The 18,874-nt window shown below is 63.7% G+C and carries 14 protein-coding genes; 6 read left to right on the top strand and 8 right to left on the bottom strand.

Annotated elements, in window-relative coordinates; translation table 11 throughout:
- Positions 1–48: 48 nt before the first annotated feature.
- Both IVB36_RS11370 and iaaH read left to right on the top strand, forming a co-directional pair.
- Positions 49–3,498, top strand: coding sequence for an indolepyruvate ferredoxin oxidoreductase family protein (locus tag IVB36_RS11370; RefSeq protein WP_247391502.1), 3,450 nt, complete (start codon positions 49–51; stop codon positions 3,496–3,498).
- 75 nt (positions 3,499–3,573) lie between these two features.
- A complete protein-coding gene (iaaH, locus tag IVB36_RS11365) occupies positions 3,574–4,998 on the top strand; it encodes an indoleacetamide hydrolase (protein ID WP_018453389.1) in 1,425 nt (474 codons plus the stop codon).
- Here iaaH and IVB36_RS11360 read toward each other — a convergent pair.
- A complete protein-coding gene (locus IVB36_RS11360; protein WP_247299329.1) occupies positions 4,993–5,904 on the bottom strand; it encodes a LysR family transcriptional regulator in 912 nt (303 codons plus the stop codon). The two genes, iaaH and IVB36_RS11360, sit on opposite strands and share 6 nt — an antisense overlap.
- 275 nt (positions 5,905–6,179) lie before the next feature.
- Between IVB36_RS11360 and IVB36_RS11355 the strand changes: the two genes are divergently transcribed.
- The 3 genes from IVB36_RS11355 (at position 6,180) to IVB36_RS11345 (ending at position 9,583) form a co-directional block, all read left to right on the top strand.
- Entirely contained in the window at positions 6,180–7,361 is a 1,182-nt protein-coding gene (locus tag IVB36_RS11355) for an HlyD family secretion protein (RefSeq protein ID WP_247299327.1), read from the top strand.
- Between the two features lie 117 nt (positions 7,362–7,478).
- Positions 7,479–9,092: an MDR family MFS transporter gene (locus IVB36_RS11350; RefSeq protein WP_018453386.1), complete on the top strand. Its 1,614-nt coding sequence runs from the start codon at positions 7,479–7,481 to the stop codon at positions 9,090–9,092.
- Between the two features lie 29 nt (positions 9,093–9,121).
- Complete coding sequence (locus tag IVB36_RS11345; RefSeq protein WP_026232523.1) at positions 9,122–9,583, top strand: carboxymuconolactone decarboxylase family protein; 462 nt, start codon at positions 9,122–9,124, stop codon at positions 9,581–9,583.
- 158 nt (positions 9,584–9,741) lie between these two features.
- On the opposite strand, the gene IVB36_RS11340 is transcribed toward IVB36_RS11345, so the two are convergent.
- From IVB36_RS11340 to IVB36_RS11315, 6 genes are all read right to left on the bottom strand, one after another.
- Positions 9,742–10,602 (bottom strand): D-amino-acid transaminase, encoded by an 861-nt coding sequence (locus IVB36_RS11340; RefSeq protein ID WP_018453384.1) that lies wholly within the window; start codon positions 10,600–10,602, stop codon positions 9,742–9,744.
- A 122-nt stretch (positions 10,603–10,724) separates the two neighbouring features.
- A complete protein-coding gene (locus tag IVB36_RS11335; protein ID WP_018453383.1) occupies positions 10,725–11,456 on the bottom strand; it encodes an amino acid ABC transporter ATP-binding protein in 732 nt (243 codons plus the stop codon).
- Positions 11,457–11,464: 8 nt separating this feature from the next.
- Complete coding sequence (locus IVB36_RS11330) at positions 11,465–12,157, bottom strand: ABC transporter permease subunit (RefSeq protein WP_018453382.1); 693 nt, start codon at positions 12,155–12,157, stop codon at positions 11,465–11,467.
- Between the two features lie 4 nt (positions 12,158–12,161).
- Positions 12,162–12,893, bottom strand: coding sequence for an amino acid ABC transporter permease (locus tag IVB36_RS11325; RefSeq protein ID WP_026232522.1), 732 nt, complete (start codon positions 12,891–12,893; stop codon positions 12,162–12,164).
- A gap of 115 nt (positions 12,894–13,008) precedes the next feature.
- Complete coding sequence (locus IVB36_RS11320; RefSeq protein ID WP_026232521.1) at positions 13,009–13,920, bottom strand: amino acid ABC transporter substrate-binding protein; 912 nt, start codon at positions 13,918–13,920, stop codon at positions 13,009–13,011.
- 99 nt (positions 13,921–14,019) lie between these two features.
- Positions 14,020–15,429: a M20 family metallopeptidase gene (locus IVB36_RS11315; protein WP_018453379.1), complete on the bottom strand. Its 1,410-nt coding sequence runs from the start codon at positions 15,427–15,429 to the stop codon at positions 14,020–14,022.
- Positions 15,430–15,670: 241 nt separating this feature from the next.
- Here IVB36_RS11315 and IVB36_RS11310 point away from each other — a divergent pair, with 241 nt between their 5' ends.
- Positions 15,671–17,050 carry an LLM class flavin-dependent oxidoreductase gene (locus IVB36_RS11310; protein ID WP_247391501.1) on the top strand — a complete coding sequence of 460 codons (1,380 nt, stop codon included), beginning with the start codon at positions 15,671–15,673 and terminating at the stop codon, positions 17,048–17,050.
- Between the two features lie 160 nt (positions 17,051–17,210).
- On the opposite strand, the gene IVB36_RS11305 is transcribed toward IVB36_RS11310, so the two are convergent.
- Positions 17,211–18,872 carry a thiamine pyrophosphate-binding protein gene (locus IVB36_RS11305; RefSeq protein ID WP_018453377.1) on the bottom strand — a complete coding sequence of 554 codons (1,662 nt, stop codon included), beginning with the start codon at positions 18,870–18,872 and terminating at the stop codon, positions 17,211–17,213.
- Positions 18,873–18,874: the final 2 nt, after the last annotated feature.

The following is an 18,874-nucleotide window of genomic DNA, read 5'->3' as shown; positions in this document are numbered from 1 at the left end:
CAGGCTTACCCTTCTCCCATCCGGCAAGGATGCCGTGGGGAGGTCCGCATGGCCGCCATTTCGTCTCTCGATCCTTACGAGCTTTCCGACCGCTACGTTCGCGAACGGGGCCGCGTCTTCCTCACCGGCACGCAGGCCATCGTCCGCATCGCGCTCGACCAGGTGCGGCGCGACCGTGCCGCGGGGCTGAACACGGCGGGCTTCATCTCAGGCTATCGCGGCTCGCCACTCGGCGGGATCGACCTCGAGCTGTGGCGCATCCACGAGCGACTGAAGCGGGACCGCATCGAATTCCTCCCCGCAGTGAACGAAGATCTTGCCGCGACCGCCGTGCTCGGCTCACAACAGGTCGAGACGCAAGCCGACCGCGAGGTCGATGGCGTGTTCGCTCTCTGGTACGGCAAGGGCCCCGGCGTCGATCGCTCCGGCGATGCGCTGAAACACGGCAACGCCTACGGCTCCTCACCGCATGGCGGCGTTCTGGTGGTCGCCGGCGACGACCATGGCTGCGTCTCGTCCTCGATGCCGCACCAGTCCGACGTCGCCTTCATGAGCTGGTTCATGCCGACGCTCCACCCCGCAAGCGTCAGCGAATATCTCGAATTCGGTGAATATGGCTACGCGCTGAGCCGCTTCACCGGCATGTGGGTCGGCTTCAAGGCGATCTCTGAGATCGTGGAATCCGGCGCGTCCGTCGCGCTGCGCCCACCGCGGGCCTTCCACGCGCCAGACTTCACGCCGCCACCCGGCGGCCTGCACTATCGCTGGCCCGATCTGCCCGGCCCGCAGATCGAGGAGCGGCTGGAGGCGAAGAAGCACGCGGTCTACGCCTTCGCAAAGGCTAATCCGATCGATCGTCACATCTACGACATCCCGGACGCCACCTACGGCATCGTCACCACGGGCAAGGCCCATCTCGATCTGATGGAAGCGCTGCGGCTGATGGGTCTCGACGAAGCGGACTGCCGCAGCATCGGCATCGACATCTACAAGGTCGGCATGGTCTGGCCGCTGGCGCTGCATGACGCGATGGCGTTCGTGAGGGGCAAGCGCGAGATCCTTGTCGTCGAGGAGAAGCGCGGCATCATCGAAAGCCAGTTCAAGGAATATTTTTACGATTATCCGGGCGAAAAACCCGAGCGCATGGTCGGTAAGCATGACGAGCAAGGGGCGCGGCTGATCTCCTGGATCGGCGAATTGTCACCGCGTGCGCTCGCTGGGGTGCTCGCACGCCGTCTCGATCCGATGTTCCCAGGCCTCAATCTCGCCGCACGCGCAGCCGGCTTGATGCCTGAGGCCTCGCGCACGATCAACGTCAGCGGTGCGACGCGTACGCCCTATTTCTGCTCGGGCTGCCCGCACAATACATCGACGAAAGTGCCCGAGGGTTCGAAGGCGCTGGCCGGCATCGGCTGTCATTTCATGGCCAGCTGGATGGACCGCGAGACATCGTCCCTGATCCAGATGGGAGGCGAAGGCGTGAATTGGGCCGCCTCGTCACGCTTCACCGGCAACAAGCACGTGTTCCAGAATCTGGGCGAAGGCACCTATTATCATTCGGGTTCGATGGCGATCCGGCAGGCGATCGCCGCCAAGGCCAACATCACCTACAAGATCCTGTTCAACGATGCCGTGGCGATGACCGGCGGCCAACCCGTCGACGGCCCAATCAGCGTCCACGCTATCGCGCACAGCGTCCGCGCCGAGGGCGTTGCGCGCATCGCGCTGGTGTCGGACGATCCGGCGCAATTTCCGCCAGGCGATCTTCCGGTCGGCGTGTCCCTCCATCCGCGCGAGAAGATGGACAGCGTGCAGCGCGAGCTGCGCGATATTCCCGGCGTCTCGGTGCTGATCTATCAGCAGACCTGCGCGACAGAGAAACGGCGTCGCCGCAAGCGTGGACAGATGATCGATCCCAAACGCTTCGCCTATATCAACGATCTCGTCTGCGAAGGCTGCGGCGACTGCTCGGTCGAATCCAACTGCCTCAGCGTCGAGCCCAAGGAGACGCCGTTCGGCCGGAAGCGCCGGATCAACCTCTCATCCTGCAACAAGGACTTTTCCTGTCTCAACGGGTTCTGCCCGAGCTTCGTCACCGTCGAGGGCGCGAGGCGCCGGAAGAAGGGCGCGAGTCGGATCGACGCGGTCGGCCACGCGGCCACGCTTCCCCTGCCCGCGCCCGCAACGCTCGACCGTCCCTATGATCTGCTCGTCACCGGCGTCGGCGGCACCGGCGTGATCACGGTCGGCGCGCTGATCGGCATGGCGGCCCACCTCGAAGGAAACGGTGTCTCGGTGCTGGATTTTACCGGCTTTGCGCAGAAATTCGGGCCGGTGCTGAGCTACATCCGGTTGGCCGCATCCCCCGACGCATTGCACCAGGTCCGTATCGACCAGGGCGCGGCCGATGCGCTGATCGGCTGCGACCTCGTCGTCAGCTCCTCGCCGAAGGCGTCCGGCACCTATCGAAAAGGTACGCGCGCCGCGGTCAACACCGCGGAGATGCCGACCGGCGACGTCGTCCGCTTCCGTGACGCCGATCTCGCCTCACCCGCCCGCCTGCGTGCGATCGGCCAGGTGATCGGCGACGGCAATCTCGACACCATCAACGCCAATGCGCTGGCCGAGCGCCTGCTCGGCGATGCCGTCTATGCCAATATCGTCATGCTGGGCTTTGCCTGGCAGCGCGGGCTGCTGCCGGTCTCGCTGTCGGCGCTGTTGCGCGCGATCGAGCTCAACGGCGTCGGGGTCGAAAGCAACAAGCAGGCTTTCGCCTGGGGCCGGATTGCAGCCGCCGATCCCGACTTCTTGCCGAAGGTGGACGAAGCGCCGAAGGCCGAGACGCTCGACCAGCTGATCGACCGCCGCGCCGACTTCCTCACGGCTTATCAGAACGATGCCTACGCAGCGCGCTATCGAGAGCGCGTTGCAAGTGTTCGCCATGCCGAAGCCAGCCTGAATAGCGAGGCATTGACCCAGGCGGTCGCGCACGCCCTGTTCAAGCTGATGGCCTACAAGGATGAGTACGAGGTGGCGCGCCTGCACATGCAGACCGGCTTCCTCGACGAGTTGAAAGGCGAATTCGAAGGCGACTTCAGCATCCAATATCACCTTGCCCCGCCGTTCCTGCCGTCGAAGCGCGATGCCCGCGGACGTCCGCGCAAGCACGCCTTCGGACAGTGGATCCAGATGCCGCTCGCCATGCTGGCGCGGGTGAAGGGATTGCGCGGGACGCCGTTCGATCCGTTCGGCTACACGGCGGAGCGGCGCGCCGAGCGGGAACTCATCACCTGGTACGATGGCGTCATCAAACGGCTGCTCGGCGGACTCGACGCGGCGCAACTGCCAAGCCTGGTCGCCATTGCAAAAGCGCCGATGGATATCCGGGGCTACGGGCCGGTTAAGGACGCCGCGATCGGGAAGGTGAAGGCCGAGGTCGAACGGCTGTTCGCCGAGCTCAATGCGCCATCACCTGCAAGGATGCGCGCCTACGGTTGACGGAGCGCCGACGAGACTTCAGCCTCTGGAGCCGAGGGGCGCCCTGATGGCGCTCCTGCAACCGGGTGACGCCTCATGGATTTCGACCAGTTGACCCTGACCCAGGCTGTGGCCGACCTCCGCGCCGGAAAAGTCACGAGCACCGCGCTCACGACGGAAGCTCTCGCCCGCGCCAAGGCCAATGCCGATCTGAATGCCTTCGTCACCCTGGACGAGGCCGGCGCTCTGAAGGCTGCGGCCGCATTCGACGCGAACGACAACAAGGACAAGCCGCTCGGCGGTGTTCCCATCGTGATCAAGGACAATATCGAGGTCACGGGGCTCCCCTGCAGCGCAGGAACGCCGGCGCTGAAGCATTACGTTCCGAGGGCCGACGCGCCGGTGGTCGCAAAATTGCGCGCGGCGGGCGCGGTCATCATCGGCAAGACCAGCATGCACGAGCTCGCTTTCGGCATCTCCGGCTACAACACCGCATTCAAGACCGGCGCGGAGTTCGGCGTGCGCAACGCCTATGACCGCACCCTGATCGCGGGCGGCTCCTCCTCAGGAACGGGCGTCGCGATCGGCGCGCGGATCGTCGCGGGCGGGCTCGGCACCGACACTGGCGGATCGGTCAGGGTCCCCGCCGCACTGAATGGATGTGCCTCGCTGCGTCCGACGGTCGGACGCTATCCGCAAGCTGGCATCGCGCCGATCTCGCACACCCGCGACACCGCGGGCCCGATGGCGGCGACCGCGGCGGATGTCGAACTCCTCGACCGCGTCATAGCAGGTGGCGAAGCCGTTCAGGCGGCCGATCTGAAGCAGATGCGAATCGGCATCGTGAGGTCGATGCTGACAAATCTCGACGCTGACACCAACGCCGCTTTCCAGGCAGCAGTGGCGAAGATGAAAGCGCAGGGTGTCACGATGGTCGAGATCGAAATGCCGCAACTGGCCGAGTTCAATGGCCAGGTCAGCTTTCCGGTCGCGCTGTACGAAGCCTATGACGATCTGGTCGCCTATCTGGACCACACCGGCACGGGCCTCAGCATCGAGGCGATGGCAAGGGACATCTCCAGCGCCGACGTCAAGGGCACCTATGATGGCCTGGTGATCCCGCGCAAACTGCCTGCCCCCGATGGCACGCTGGTTGACGCCAAGCCGATCTATGACGCCGCGATCAATAGTGCACGCCCCGCGCTCCAGGTGCTTTACAGCAGGACTTTCGCCGACAACCGGCTCGATGCCATCGCCTTCCCGACCACGCCGCGCGTCGCCATTGCCTCCAATCCGGATTCCAGCAGCCTCGAGAATTTCGGGTTGTTCATCCAGAACACCGATCCCGGCAGCAATGCCGGCATTCCCGGCATCCAGATCCCGATTGCGCTCGGCGCGGTCAGCAAACTTCCGATCGGACTCGAGCTGGATGGCCCTGCAGGCAGCGACCGCCGCCTGCTTGCGCTCGGCATGGCGCTTGAAAAAGTGTTCGGACGGCTGCCGGCGCCACCCCGCTCATGAATAGGGATTGATCAGCTTCTGCTGCTCGGCGCTGTGATGCACGAGCATGTCGATAAAGGTCCTGACCTTCGCCGACAGATGATGCCGGTGCGGATAGACCGCGTTCATCGACATCTCGACGGGACGATATTCGGGCAGAAGGCGAACGAGATGACCGGCTTCGAGATCGCCCTGGACGAGAAAACCGGCCATCAGGCAGACGGCAGCGCCTTCCAGCGCCACCTTTCGCAAGGCCTCACCGCTGTTGGTGATAAAGCTGCCGGAGATGCGCACCGATGCCGGCGTGCCCTTGCGATCGAAGAAGCGCCAATCTTCGCCGAACGGATAATTCAAGTGACGGGCGCAATTGTGCGCGGTGAGCTCATCGAGCTTCTGCACGCGACCGTGCCTTTCGAGGTAGTCGTGCGAGCAGCACAGCACGTGCCGCCAGGTTGCGAGGCTGCGAACGATCAGGCTCGAATCCGGCGGCGCGGTCATGCGCAGAGCAACGTCATAGCCTTCTTCGATGAGGTCGATTTCGGCCTCGCCCATCCGCAGATCGATCTTGAGCTCCGGATAGGACGACAGGAGCTTCGCCACCACGGGCGCAACGAACGGCACCATGTGCGTGGCGACGTGGATCCGTAGCGTGCCGCGGGGCACCGACTGCAATTCGCTCGCGATATCGTCGGCCTGTTTGATTTCGGCGAGTATCTGGATGCAGCGGTCGTAATAGGCCTTGCCGATGTCGGTGAGGCTGACCTTGCGCGTGGTGCGCTGAAGCAGCCTCACGCCGAGCCGGTCTTCCAGCGCCTGGACGTGATTGCTCACCATGGTGGTCGACATGTTGAGCTTGCGGGCTGCTGCAGAGAAGCCGCCGGTCTCGACCACCCGGCTGAAGACTTCGAGACTGGTCAATCGGTCCATGCCGACTGATTATCCGCTCTTGAGAGATAATCGCAAGGAATTCCGTCCGATTATCCATCAAACCGCTCCTGCGGGCAGCGCGGATGCGTTAGCCGCAATCCCTCGACAGGCGCGGCAATCGCTCTGGGGCAGTCGTACCTCCGGCTCGATAGATCATACGGGCCAAGGCGAGATCCCGGGACTATCCACTGTCAGCGGATAATCCTTTCGGCATTTCGCTGATTATCGATCGGACGAGGAAGACCGATAGTCTGGGTCAGCCGAAGGAGACTGCCATGTCCGAGATGCCCCGCACCAAAAACTTTCAGCAAGCGACTGAAATACCGCAAGCTACCCCGACGGCGCCGGTGCGTGGTCCCGCCCGGAATACGGTCCGGCGGGCGGCGCTGGCGCTCGCGTTCCTTGCGGGCACGGCTGCGGTTGTCCATTACGGACACGACTACTGGGTCAACGGCCGTTATCTCGAGACAACCGACGACGCCTATGTGAAGGCCGACTCCACGATCATCGCGCCAAAGGTCTCGGGCTACATCGCCAAGGTGCTGGTCAGCGACAACGAAAAGGTCAAAGCGGGCCAGCTGCTGGCGAAGATCGACGACCGCGACTTCAAGGCGGCGCTCAATCAGGCCCGCGCCGATGTCGCTGCGGCGGAAGCGGCAGTGCGGAACCTCGACGCCCAGCTCGAACTCCAGCAGCCGATCATCGAGCAGAGCACAGCCGATGTCGCTGCTGCGGACGCGAATCTGAAATTTGCGCAGGAGGAGCGCGCCCGCTACGACGACCTGATGAAGTCGGGCTCCGGCACGATTCAGCGCGCGCAACAGACTGACGCCGCGTTGCGCGCCAGCAACGCGCAACTGCAACATGCCAGGTCGGGCCTCGTGGCCGCGCAACGCAAGGTCGACGTGCTCACGACCCAGCGCGCGCAGGCTACTGCCCAGCTCGAACATGCGCGTGCGGTCGCGGAGCAGGCGACGCTCAATCTCTCCTACACCGAGATTACCGCGCCGGTCGACGGAACGGTCGGCGCCCGCTCACTGCGCGTGGGACAGTTCGTGCAGGCCGGCACGCAATTGATGGCGGTGGTGCCGCTCGATGCGGTCTATGTCGTGGCGAATTTCAAGGAGACGCAGCTCACACATGTCCGCGCCGGCCAGCCGGTCGAGCTGCACGTCGACAGTTTCCGCAACCAGACCCTGCGCGGCCATGTCGACAGCCTGTCGCCGGCGAGCGGCCTTGAATTCGCATTGCTGCCGCCCGACAACGCCACCGGCAATTTCACCAAGATCGTGCAACGGGTGCCGGTGAAGATCGTGCTCGACGACCACAGCCTGACCGGCCTGCTGCGCCCCGGCATGTCCGCGGTGCCGACCGTCGACACCAAGCAGACCGTGCTGGCCGAGCGTGAGACGGCGAAGCATCTCGCCGACAACGCGGCCCGTCCGAACGGCGGTTGAAGCCGGAAAGGTCCGGCGGGACTATCAAGTCCTACCGGATGATCCTTCCCAAACTTGGTCGATTATCGAAACGAACTGCCTGATCCATCCTGTCTCCGTAACCGAGACGAGGCTTCCATGAGCACGCTCCAACCGACCGTTAATACCACGGCCGATATCCCCGCTCCCGTCGCGGCCCCCGCAACGCCCGCCGTCTCGACCAAGACCTGGATCGCCGTGATCGGCGCGACGCTCGGCGCCTTCATGGCGGTGCTGAACATCCAGATCGTCAATGCCTCACTCGCCGATATCCAGGGCGCGATCGGCGCCGGCATTGATGACGGCGGCTGGATCTCGACCTCCTATCTGATCGCGGAGATCGTGGTGATCCCGCTGTCCGGCTGGCTGGCGCAGGTGTTCTCGATCCGCATCTATCTCCTCACCAATGCGGTCCTGTTCCTGGTCCTGTCAGCCGCCTGTGCGTTGGCGCAAGACCTGCCGCAGATGATCGTGCTGCGGGCGGTGCAAGGGTTTACCGGCGGCGTGCTGATTCCGATGGCGTTCACACTCATCATCACATTGCTGCCGCGCGCCAAGCAACCCGTGGGCCTTGCGCTGTTCGCGCTGTCGGCGACGTTCGCGCCCGCGATCGGCCCGACCATCGGCGGCTATCTCACCGAGAATTTTGGCTGGCAGTACATCTTCTATGTCAACGTTGTCCCCGGCACGATCATGGTCGGCATGCTCTGGTACGCGCTCGATGCAAAGCCCATGAAGCTGTCGTTGCTGCGCGACGGCGACTGGGCCGGCATCATCACCATGGCGATCGGATTGTCGGCGCTGCAGACCGTGCTCGAGGAAGGCAACAAAGACGACTGGTTCGGCTCGCCCTTCATCGTCAAGCTGTCCGTCATCGCGGCCGTGGCGCTGAGCGCCTTCCTGATCATCGAGCTCACCGTGAAGAAGCCGCTCCTGAACCTGCGTCTGCTGGTCCGCCGCAATTTCGGCTTCGGCATGCTCGCGAATTTCCTGCTGGGAATCGCGCTCTACGGCTCGGTGTTCATCCTGCCGCAATATCTGGCCCGCATCCAGGGCTACAATGCCGAGCAGATCGGCATGGTGCTGGCTTGGACCGGCCTGCCGCAGCTGGTGCTGATCCCGCTGGTCCCGCGGTTGATGCAGAAGCTCGATGCGCGGCTCATCATCGGCGTCGGCTTCGTCCTGTTCGCGGCCTCCAACTTTATGAACATCTACATGACCGGCAACTATGCCGCCGATCAATTGCTCTGGCCCAATGTGGTTCGTGCGATCGGCCAGGCGCTGGTAATGGCGCCGCTGTCTGCGGTGGCGACCTCAGGCATCGAACCGGAGAACGCGGGCTCGGCCTCCGGCCTGTTCAACATGATGCGCAACCTCGGCGGCGCCGTCGGCATCGCGCTGTTGCAGACCCTGCTGACCAAGCGCGAGCAGTATCACTCCAACGTGCTGATGCAGTCAGTCTCGCTGTTCGAGCAGGCGACGCGGACGCGGCTGGAACAGCTCACCCAATACTTCGTCAATCACGGCATTCTCGATCGGGCGGACGCGTTGCATCGCGCCTATGTTGCGATCGGCCATATCGTGCAGAAGCAGGCCTATATCCTCGCCTTCAGCGACACCTTTTATCTGCTCGGCGTGGCCCTGATCGTCGCGCTGATCGCCACCCTCTTCCTGAAGAAGGCCGGCCACGCCTCGGCCGGCGGCGCCCACTGACGTCAACCCAGCCAGCAAGGAGAACGACCATGAAACCCCGCATGAATTTCTACCAGGCCGCACCCGACACGATGAAGGCGCTGATGGCACTGGAAGAGCAGATCCAGTCGACGGGCCTTGAGAAATCGTTGATCGAGCTCGTCAAGATCCGGGCGTCACAGATCAACGGCTGCGCCTTCTGCATCAACATGCACACCGAGGACGCCCGCAAGCGCGGCGAGACCGAGCAGCGCATCTATCTGCTCAACGCCTGGCGCGAATCACCGCTCTACACCGACCGCGAGCGCGCGGCGCTGGCCTGGACGGAATCAGTGACGCTGATCTCCGAGACGCACGCGCCTGATGACGTCTACGAGCAGGTCCGCCCGCAATTCTCCGACGCGGAGACGGTGAACCTGACCATGCTGATCGGCGCCATCAATGCCTGGAACCGAATCGCGATCGCGTTCCGTGCGGTTCATCCGGTGAAGGTGAAGGCATCGGTGGCGTGAGGTGCTGATGTGTGGAGGCCAAACTGCCTCAATACATTCGCCTGTCATGCCCCGGCTTAACCGGGGCATCCAGTACGCCGCGGCTTCTCGAGTCCAGCACTCCCGTCACGGAGTACTGGATCGCCCGGTCAAGCCGGGCGATGACGGCGGTAGGTAGCTTAAACCGCCGTCGCCTTCGCGAACTCCACGTAGATCTCGCGCAGCCGCATGGCGATCGGGCCGGGCTTGCCGTCGCCGACCTTCTTGCCGTCGATCGCAACCACCGGCTGGACGAACAGCGACGCCGAGGTGGCGAAGGCTTCCTTGGCGGCGAGCGCCTCGGCGACCGTGAAGGAACGCTCTTCGACGCGGAGCTGACGCTCTTCCGCCAGCGCCACCACCGCCTTGCGGGTGCAGCCCGGCAGGATCGCGTTGGAGTTCTTGCGGGTCACGATGACGTCGTCCTGGGTCAGGATGAACGCTGAAGACGAACCGCCTTCGGTGACGTAACCGTCTTCCAGCATCCAGGCTTCGCCCGCACCGGCTTCGGCCGCGGCCTGCTTTGCCAGCACTTGCGCCAGCAATGCTACGCTCTTGATGTCACGCCGCTCCCAGCGGATGTCGGGCACGGTGATCACATTGATGCCGGTCTTGGCCGAGGCGGCGTTGATGATGTCCTTCTCCGACGTGAACATCACCAGGCTCGACTTGACGTCGCCCTTGGGGAAGGCGAAGTCGCGGCCCTTGTCGGCGCCGCGGGTGACCTGGAGATAGACGAGGCCGTTCTCGACCTTGTTGCGTGCAATCAGCTCCTGCTGGATCTCGGTGATGCGCTCGACCGTCTCCGGGAGCCTCAGCTTGATCTCGCCGACCGAGCGCTCCAGCCGCGCCAGATGCGAGGCATTGTCGACCAACTTGCCGTCGAGCACGGCCGAGACCTCATAGATGCCGTCGGCGAACAGGAAGCCGCGATCGAGGACCGAAATTTTGGCGTCCGAAAGCGGGACGAATGAGCCGTTGACATAGGCGATCGGATCCAAGGCAGGTCTCCTGGCGGGAATAGGGATTACCCGCTGGTATAAGGGATTTGTCGGTGCCACGAAACCCTCAACCCGTCATTCCCGACCGGCGCCAGGAGGCACGTCGCGGAATGACAGTGGGATCAATGCGACAGAATCTTCGACAAGAACTTCTGCGCGCGGTCGCTGCGGGGCTTGCCGAAGAAATCGTCCTTCGGGGCGTCCTCGACGATCTCGCCGCGGTCCATGAAGATCACGCGGTTGGCGACCTTGCGGGCAAAGCCCATCTCGTGCGTCACGACCATCATGGTCATGCCCTCATGGGCGAGGTCTACCATGACGTCGAGCACCTCGCTCACCATTTCGGGGTCGAGCGCCGAGGTCGGCTCGTCGAACAGCATGACGATGGGATCCATCGCGAGCGCGCGGGCGATCGCCACGCGCTGCTGCTGGCCGCCGGACAGGTTCGCGGGAAATTTTTGCGCCTGTTCCTTCAGGCCGACCCGCTCCAGCAGCTGCATGCCTTTCGCCACCGCCTTGTCGCGCGACCGGTCGAGCACCTTCTGCTGCGCGAGGCAGAGATTATCAATGATCTTCAGATGCGGAAACAGCTCGAAGTGCTGAAAAACCATGCCGACACGCGCGCGCAGCTTGGGCAGATTGGTCCTGGGGTCGTTGACCTTAGTGCCATCGACGCTGATGTCGCCTTTCTGGAATGGCTCCAGCGCGTTGACGCATTTTATCAGCGTCGACTTGCCTGATCCCGACGGACCGCAGACCACGACCACCTCGCCCTTGGCGACGCTGGTGGTGCAGTCGGTCAGCACCTGGAAGGCCGGGCTGTACCATTTGTCGACGTGGCTGATCTCGATCATGGCAAACTCTATCGAATGATGGCGATGCGCGCCTGCAGGCGGCGAACGCCGAAGGACGCGATACAGGAGATGGTGAAGTAGACGATCGCTGCGAATAGATACATTTCGACCAGACGGCCGTCGCGCTGCGCGACCTTGCTAGCCGCACCGAGGAAATCGGTGATCGACAGCACATAGACCAGTGAGGTGTCCTGGAACAGCACGATGGTCTGCGTGATCAGGACCGGCAGCATGTTGCGGAAGGCCTGCGGCAGAACGACGTAGCGCATGGTCTGGGCGTAGGTCAGGCCGAGCGCGTTGGCTGCGGCCGGCTGGCCGCGCGAGATCGACTGGATGCCGGCACGCATGATCTCGGAGAAGTACGCGGCCTCGAACATGATGAAGGTGATGAGCGAGGACGCGAACGCGCCGACACTGATCGGACGCGACGCGCCAGTTACCCATTGCCCGATATAGGGCACCAGGAAGTAGAACCAGAAGATCACCAGCACCAGCGGCAGCGAGCGCATGAAGTCGACATAGACGCCCGCGATGCGGCCCAGCACCTTGTAGCCGGACAGCCGCATCAGCGCGATCGCCGTGCCGAAGACGAGGCCGCCGAGTGCAGCAAGCCCGGTCAGCATCAGCGTGAACGTCATGCCCTCATAGAATAGATAGGGCAGCGTGCGGATGATGACCCCGAAATCAAAATTGCTGAACATGGCGCTACTTCCCCGTGATGTAGCCGGGGATCGCGACCCAGCGCTCGAGGAAGCGCATCGCGGTCACGACGACGGCGTTGACGAGGAGATAGAGGATGGTCGCAGCGGTGAAGGCCTCGAACACCTGGAACGAGAATTCCTGCATCGAGCGCGCCTGGCCGGTCAGTTCGAGCAAACCAATGGTGATGGCCACAGCCGTGTTCTTGATGGTGTTGAGGAACTCGGACGTCAGCGGCGGCAGGATGATGCGAAAAGCCATCGGCAGCAGGATGTAGCGATAAGCCTGCAGGGTCGTCAGGCCGAGTGCGGTCGCCGCCATCTTCTGCCCGCGCGGCAGCGATCCGATGCCGGCCTGCAACTGCACGGCGACGCGCGCCGACATGAAGAACCCGATGCCAATCGCGGCCGTCCAGAACGGCGCGTTCGGCAGTTGTTTCAGCCACAATCCCGCGGACCTTGGCAACACTTCCGGCAGCACGAAAAACCACAGGAAGAGCTGCACCAGCAGCGGCATATTGCGGAAGAATTCAACATAGGCAAAGCCGAACCAGTACGCTCCCTTCGACGGCAGTGTGCGCATCACGCCGACGATCGATCCGGTGATCAGCGCGATGATCCAGGCGAGCGCACCCGTCTTGAGGGTCAGCACCAGGCCCGACAACAGCATGTCGAGATAGGTGCCGGTCCCCATCGGGTTCGGCTGGAAAAAGATTCCCCAGTTCCAGTTGTAGTTCACGTGTCCCCCGCGCGAACGCGCCAGTCATCGATGTCCTGGCGCCTATGCAAATGTCCGGCCATCCTGGAGTCAAGATGGCCGGACACGATCCCGATCGAAAGATCGAGGTTATAGCTTACTTATAATCGTCCGGGTTTGGCGAGTCCGTCGGCTTGGCAAACTCGTTCTTCAGCTCGGCCGAGATCGGCGTGTTGAGATTGAGGCCCTTCGGCGGGATCTTCTGCGTGAACCACTTGTCGTAGATCTTCTGGCCCTCGCCGGAGGTGTAGAGCGCAGCGGTCGCCGCGTCGACGACCTTCTTGAAGGCCGCGTCGTCCTTGCGCAGCATGATGCCGTAGGGCTCAGGCTTGGAGAACGCGTCCTTGGAGATGACGTAGTCATCGGGCGACTTCGAGCCGGCAACGAGGCTCGCGAGCAGGATATCATCCATCACGAAGGCGACCGCACGGTCGGTCTCGACCATCAGGAAGGCCTCGGCGTGGTCCTTGGCCGGAATGATGTTTGCGCCGAGGCTTTTTGCAACATTGGCCTCGGTGAGCTGTTTGATGTTGGTGGTGCCGGCAGTGGAAACCACCGATTTTCCCTTGAGGTCGTCAATCGCCTTCAGGCCACTCGACTTCTTGAAGACGTAGCGGCTGGCGGTCAAATAATGGGTGTTGGTGAAGGCAACCTGCTTCTGGCGCTCGGCATTGTTGGTGGTCGAGCCGCATTCGAGATCGATGGTGCCGTTCGCCATCAGCGGGATCCGGGTCGCCGAGGTCACCGGATTGAGCTTGACCTCGAGCTTGTCGAGCTTGAGCTCCTTCTTCACGGCGTCGACGATCTTGTAGCAGATGTCCATCGCGTAGCCGATGGGCTTCTGGTTGTCGTCGAGATAAGAGAACGGGATCGAGGAGTCGCGGAAGCCGAGCGTAATGGCGCCGGTGTCCTTGATGTTCTTGAGCGTGCCGGTCAGCTCCTCGGCCCCGGCCTGGCCGACGGCGAAGGTCGCGGCGAGCGCGAGGCCGATGCTACGGAAATGTTTCACGTTTTGGTCCCCTTTCAGGATGATGCCGGCGGGATGCAAGCACAAATTGGGTTGGAATAGAATGTGACTTTTGGCTGGATCGCGGCTCCGGTTAACGGCTCAGGCCGGCGGGCGCGTTAGCGGGCTTGTTAGCGGGCTTGGCAATTCCCCGAGATCCCAGAACAGGCCGGCCATCACCGTCAAGGCCTCTTCGGTCAATGGCAGCAGGATGTGCTCATTGGGCGCATGCTGGGAGCAGCCGGGATAGGAGTGCGGCACCCAGATCGTCGGCAGGCCCAATATCTCGGAAAACACGTCATTGGGCAGCGAGCCGCCGAAATTCGGCAGCACCGCCGGCACTTTGCCGGTGGTCTCCTTCACCGAATTCGCCGCCCATGCGATCCAGGGGCTGTCGAAATCGGTGCGCGATGCCGCGAAGCTCTGTGCGGCCCGCACTTCGACCATCGGAAAACCCCTTTCGACCAGATGCGCACGGACGGCTTCGATCAGGCCGTCGACCTTGGTGCCGACCACGAAGCGCAGTTGCAGCACGGCATTGGCGTGGCCGGGAATGGCGTTGGCCGGCTTCTCGATGTTTCCCGACGACATCGCCAGCACTTCGAGCGTGTTCCAGGCATAGAGCCGCTCGGCCGCCGAAAGACCCTCCTCGCCCCAGTTCTCGGCCAACGCCGGCTCGTCCTCGGTCGGCACCACCTGCACGTCCGCAAGATAGCTGCGGATCTGGTTGGTGAGGCGCGGCGGCTTCAGCGCGTCCAGCTGAAGGCGGCCGTGGCCGTCGACCAGCGTCGAGATCGCGTTGACCAGAATGGTCGCTGGGTTGGCGAGCACACCGCCCCAATTGCCGGAGTGATGGCCGCCGTCGCGAAGGTTCACATCGAGATGAATGCGGATGCCGCCACGGCAGCCGAGGAATAGGGTCGGACGGTCGGCGGACAGGCGCGGCCCGTCGGAGGCCACGAACAGATCGGCCTTGAGCGCATCGCGATTGAGATCGCAGACCTTGCCGAGATCCGGCGAGCCGATCTCCTCGCCCATCTCGAGGATGAACTTGGCGTTGAAGCCGAGCTTGCCGCCGCGGGCCTCGCGCACCGCGCGGAGTGCCGCCATGTTGATGCTGTGCTGGCCCTTGTTGTCGGCGGTGCCGCGACCGTAGAGACGCGTGCCCGAAACCGTGGTGCGCCAGGGATCGCGGCCGTCGCGCCACTCGCCTTCCATCCCGTCAACGACGTCGCCATGGCCGTAGATCAGCACGGTCGGCGCCGTCTCACTTTCGCGGCGTTCGGCGAACAGGAACGGCGCCTTGCCGCTGGGAGATTCGATCATCCGGCTTTCGAAATCGAGCGCGGCAAAAGCGGGCACCATCTCCTGTTCCAGATAGGCGCGCAGCTCGACGCTCCGGTTCGGATTCTGGCTCTCGGTCTGGTAGGCGACGCGGCGGTCGAGTTCGGCGAGGAACGCGCCCGATTCAAAATCGTCACGGGCGCGGGCGATGGCATCGGCTCTGGTCATTATTTTCTTTTTTAGGTTGCGAGGCGAAGGAGCATACCCGATACGGGCAGGCCTCCGAAAGTGGCGGGGACTTCGATAGTCTTGGGATTTCGTTCTTGCTCTCTTGAGATTGGCTTGCCAAGCGCGGCAGCGCCGCTGATTTTGGCCTTGCCAACGTCGCGCTATATGCAAGAACTTCGCCAAGTTCGGGCGCAGCTCTATCATTCGAAGAGCGCCCGGTACAGGGCGCCGGGGGACCATCATGGCCAAGCAGATCAGGCTCAATGCATTTGCGATGAATTGCGTCGCGCACCAATCACCGGGCTTGTGGACCCATCCGCGCGACCGCGCTGCCGAATATAACCGCCTGCCCTATTGGATCGATCTTGCCAGAACGCTGGAGCGCGGCCGTTTCGACGGACTGTTCCTGGCCGACGTGCTCGGCGTCTATGACGTCTACGGCAACAGTCCTGACGCAGCCTTGCGCAACGCAGCCCAGTCGCCCTCGAACGATCCGCTGCTGCTGCTGTCGGCAATGGCCGCCGTGACGCAGAATCTCGGCTTCGGCGTCACCAGCAATCTCTCCTTCGAGCCGCCCTATCCGTTCGCGCGGCGGATGTCGACGCTCGATCATCTCACCGAGGGGCGTATCGGCTGGAACGTCGTCACCGGCTATCTCGACAGCGCCGCGCGCGGCGCCGGCAAGGACAAGCAGATCGGGCACGACGACCGCTACGAGATCGCGGACGAATATATGGAGGTCGTCTACAAGCTCTGGGAAGGGAGTTGGGAGGACGACGCCGTGCTGCGCGACCGCACGCGCGGCATCTTCACCGATCCCACAAAGGTCCATCGCGTCAACCACGAGGGCGCGAACTACCGCATCAACAACACCATCCACCTGAGCGAACCGTCGCCGCAGCGGACGCCCGTGCTGTATCAGGCCGGCACCTCGCCGCGCGGACGGCAGTTCGCGGCACGGCACGCCGAATGCGTGTTCATGTCGGGGCCGTCAGCCAAGGTGATCGCGCCGCGCGTATCGGCGATCCGTCAGGAGGCCGCCGCGTTCGGCCGCAATCCGGCGGAAATCCTGATGTTCTCGATGATGACGATCATCCTCGGGCGGACGGAAGCCGAAGCGAACGAAAAATATGCCGACTATCGCCGCCACATCAGCCCGGAAGGCGCGCTGGCGCTGATGTCGGGATGGACCGGAATCGACTTCTCCGGCTACGAGCTCGATCAGCAGGTGCGCCATGTTCAGAACGATGCCGGCCGCAGCGCACTCGATAACGTCACCCGCGCCGATCCCGATCGCGTCTGGACCGTGCGCGACGTCATCGAGCATGTCGGCGTCGGCGGCGCAGGTCCCGTCGTGGTCGGCACGCCGGAAATGGTCGCGGACAAGATCGAGGCGTGGTTCGAGGCGACCGATGTCGACGGCCTCAACGTCGCCTTCGCGATCTCACCCGGCGATTTCGAGGACATCGCCGACATGCTGGTGCCGGAGCTGACGCGACGCGGGCGGTACAAGGCGGAGTACGCGCAGGGCACGCTACGCGAGAAGCTGTTCGGCGAGGGGCGGGCGCGGCTAGGTGCGCCGCATCCGGCGGCAGGGTTCAGAGTGGGGAGAAAGGGGTAGCGCCGCTAGGTACGCTGTCATGCCCCGGCTTGACCGGGACATCCAGTACGCCGCAGCGTCTCGACTCAATCACCGCCGGCTCTGGAATACTGGATCAGCCGCCTTCGCGGGTGATCACGACTGATAATGTGGCGGCACCAATGCCGCAGGTGACGCTGCCCTACAGCTTCCCGTCCACCATCACCTCGATCAGTTTCGTCCCCGGCCGGCCAAACGCCGACGCCAGCGTCGCCTTCAACTCTCGGGGATCGCTGACTTTGATTGCCTCACATCCCAGCGCCTTAGCCACGCCCGCGAAATCCACCGGCGGATCGACAAAATCCATGCCGACGTAATTGTCGTCGCCGTGGAAGGCGAGCAGGCGCTGCTTGATGATGCGGTAGCCGCCATTGTTGGCAATGACCACATTGAGCGGCAGCTTGTGATGCGCCGCTGTCCACAGCGACTGGATCGAATACATCGCGCTGCCGTCGCCGGAGAAGCAGACCACCGGGCGATCGGGATTGGCGATGCTGGCGCCGACGGAGGCCGGCAGGCCCCAGCCGATGCCGCCGGAGGCAAGGCCGTGATAGCCGAAGCGATCGCGGTGCGCACGCAAGGCCGTGATCTGGCGGCTCGAGGTGAGGCCTTCGTCCACGAGGATGGCATTAGCGGGCATGGCCTCGACCATTTGCAGCACCAGCCAGTCCGGATCGATGGGGCTGCGGTCCGCGGCCTTGCCGATCTGCTCGACCAGCGCGGTGCGCCGCGCGGTCCAGTTCCTCGGCGCGAGTTCGGTCAGCCGTTGCTTCGCGCGGCTCGCCAGGGCAGCGCCGCCCATCTCCTTCAACACCGGGATCAGCGCGCGCAGCGTTTCCTTCAAATCCGCCTTCAGCGCGATCTCAGCCCCGTAGTTCTTGGCGATCTCCCAATCGCCGAGGCCGATCTGCACGATGCCAAGGCCCTCCGGCAGCGCGTCGACCTCGCTGTAGACCGACATCCGCAAGGGATCGCCGCCGAGCGCGATCAAGAGGTCGAAGGGCGCAAGCGTGTCGCGCGCGACTTTCTGGACACGTGCCAGCGTGCCGACGAAGCTCGGGCTCTCCGAGAGGAAGTGCGAGCCATAGGGCGTCGAGGATTGGTAGGCAGCCGCGCCGAGTAGTTCTGCGAGTTCGGCGGCCTCCATCAGCGCATCGCTCTTGACCACTTCGTCCATGGTGACGATCACGGGACGCTCGGCCCTGAGCAGTCGGGCGGCGAACGCCTTCAGTGCCTCATCCGATGGTCTTGTGCGAGCGTCAATGCGGGTGGAGCGACCGAGATCGATCCCTGCCTCGCTGTTGAGGATATCGCCGGGCAATGAAATGAACACCGGCCCGGTCGGCGGGGTGGTTGCGACTTTTGCGGCGCGGCGCACGATGCGCGGCAGATCCTCGAGCCGCGTCACCTCGACCGCCCATTTCACCAGCGGCTCGGCCATGCGCACCAGCGGCCCATACAGCACCGGCTCCATCAGTCCGTGGCCCTGCTCCTGCTGGCCCGCGGTCAGGATCATCGGCGTGCCCGTGAACTGGGCGTTGTAGAGCGAGCCCATCGCGTTGCCGAGGCCGGGCGCGACATGGACGTTGCAGGCGACCAGCTTTCCGGAGGCGCGGCTATAGCCATCCGCGATCGCCACCACCAGGCTCTCCTGCATCGCCATCACATAGGCGAGGTCAGGGTGATCCTTCAGCGCATGCATGATCGGCAGCTCGGTGGTGCCGGGATTGCCGAACAGATGCGTGATGCCCTCGTCCTTGAGCAACGCGAGAAAGGCGGAGCGGCCGGTGATCTTGTTCTTCATGT

The organism is Bradyrhizobium sp. 35 (assembly GCF_023073215.1).
Taxonomy (GTDB): Bacteria; Pseudomonadota; Alphaproteobacteria; order Rhizobiales; family Xanthobacteraceae; genus Bradyrhizobium; species Bradyrhizobium canariense_D.
Note: the sequence above shows the minus strand (reverse complement) of the source record. Positions and strands in the feature narration are given on the sequence as shown.

Excerpts from the sequence above, each read along its gene's own strand:
- IVB36_RS11370 (WP_247391502.1), top strand. The coding sequence starts at position 49 with ATGGCCGCCATTTCGTCTCTCGATCCTTACGAGCTTTCCGACCGCTAC.
- iaaH (WP_018453389.1), top strand. The coding sequence starts at position 3,574 with ATGGATTTCGACCAGTTGACCCTGACCCAGGCTGTGGCCGACCTCCGC.
- IVB36_RS11360 (WP_247299329.1), bottom strand. The coding sequence starts at position 5,904 with ATGGACCGATTGACCAGTCTCGAAGTCTTCAGCCGGGTGGTCGAGACC.
- IVB36_RS11355 (WP_247299327.1), top strand. The coding sequence starts at position 6,180 with ATGTCCGAGATGCCCCGCACCAAAAACTTTCAGCAAGCGACTGAAATA.
- IVB36_RS11350 (WP_018453386.1), top strand. The coding sequence starts at position 7,479 with ATGAGCACGCTCCAACCGACCGTTAATACCACGGCCGATATCCCCGCT.
- IVB36_RS11345 (WP_026232523.1), top strand. The coding sequence starts at position 9,122 with ATGAAACCCCGCATGAATTTCTACCAGGCCGCACCCGACACGATGAAG.
- IVB36_RS11335 (WP_018453383.1), bottom strand. The coding sequence starts at position 11,456 with ATGATCGAGATCAGCCACGTCGACAAATGGTACAGCCCGGCCTTCCAG.
- IVB36_RS11330 (WP_018453382.1), bottom strand. The coding sequence starts at position 12,157 with ATGTTCAGCAATTTTGATTTCGGGGTCATCATCCGCACGCTGCCCTAT.
- IVB36_RS11315 (WP_018453379.1), bottom strand. The coding sequence starts at position 15,429 with ATGACCAGAGCCGATGCCATCGCCCGCGCCCGTGACGATTTTGAATCG.
- IVB36_RS11310 (WP_247391501.1), top strand. The coding sequence starts at position 15,671 with ATGGCCAAGCAGATCAGGCTCAATGCATTTGCGATGAATTGCGTCGCG.
- IVB36_RS11305 (WP_018453377.1), bottom strand. The coding sequence starts at position 18,872 with ATGAAGAACAAGATCACCGGCCGCTCCGCCTTTCTCGCGTTGCTCAAG.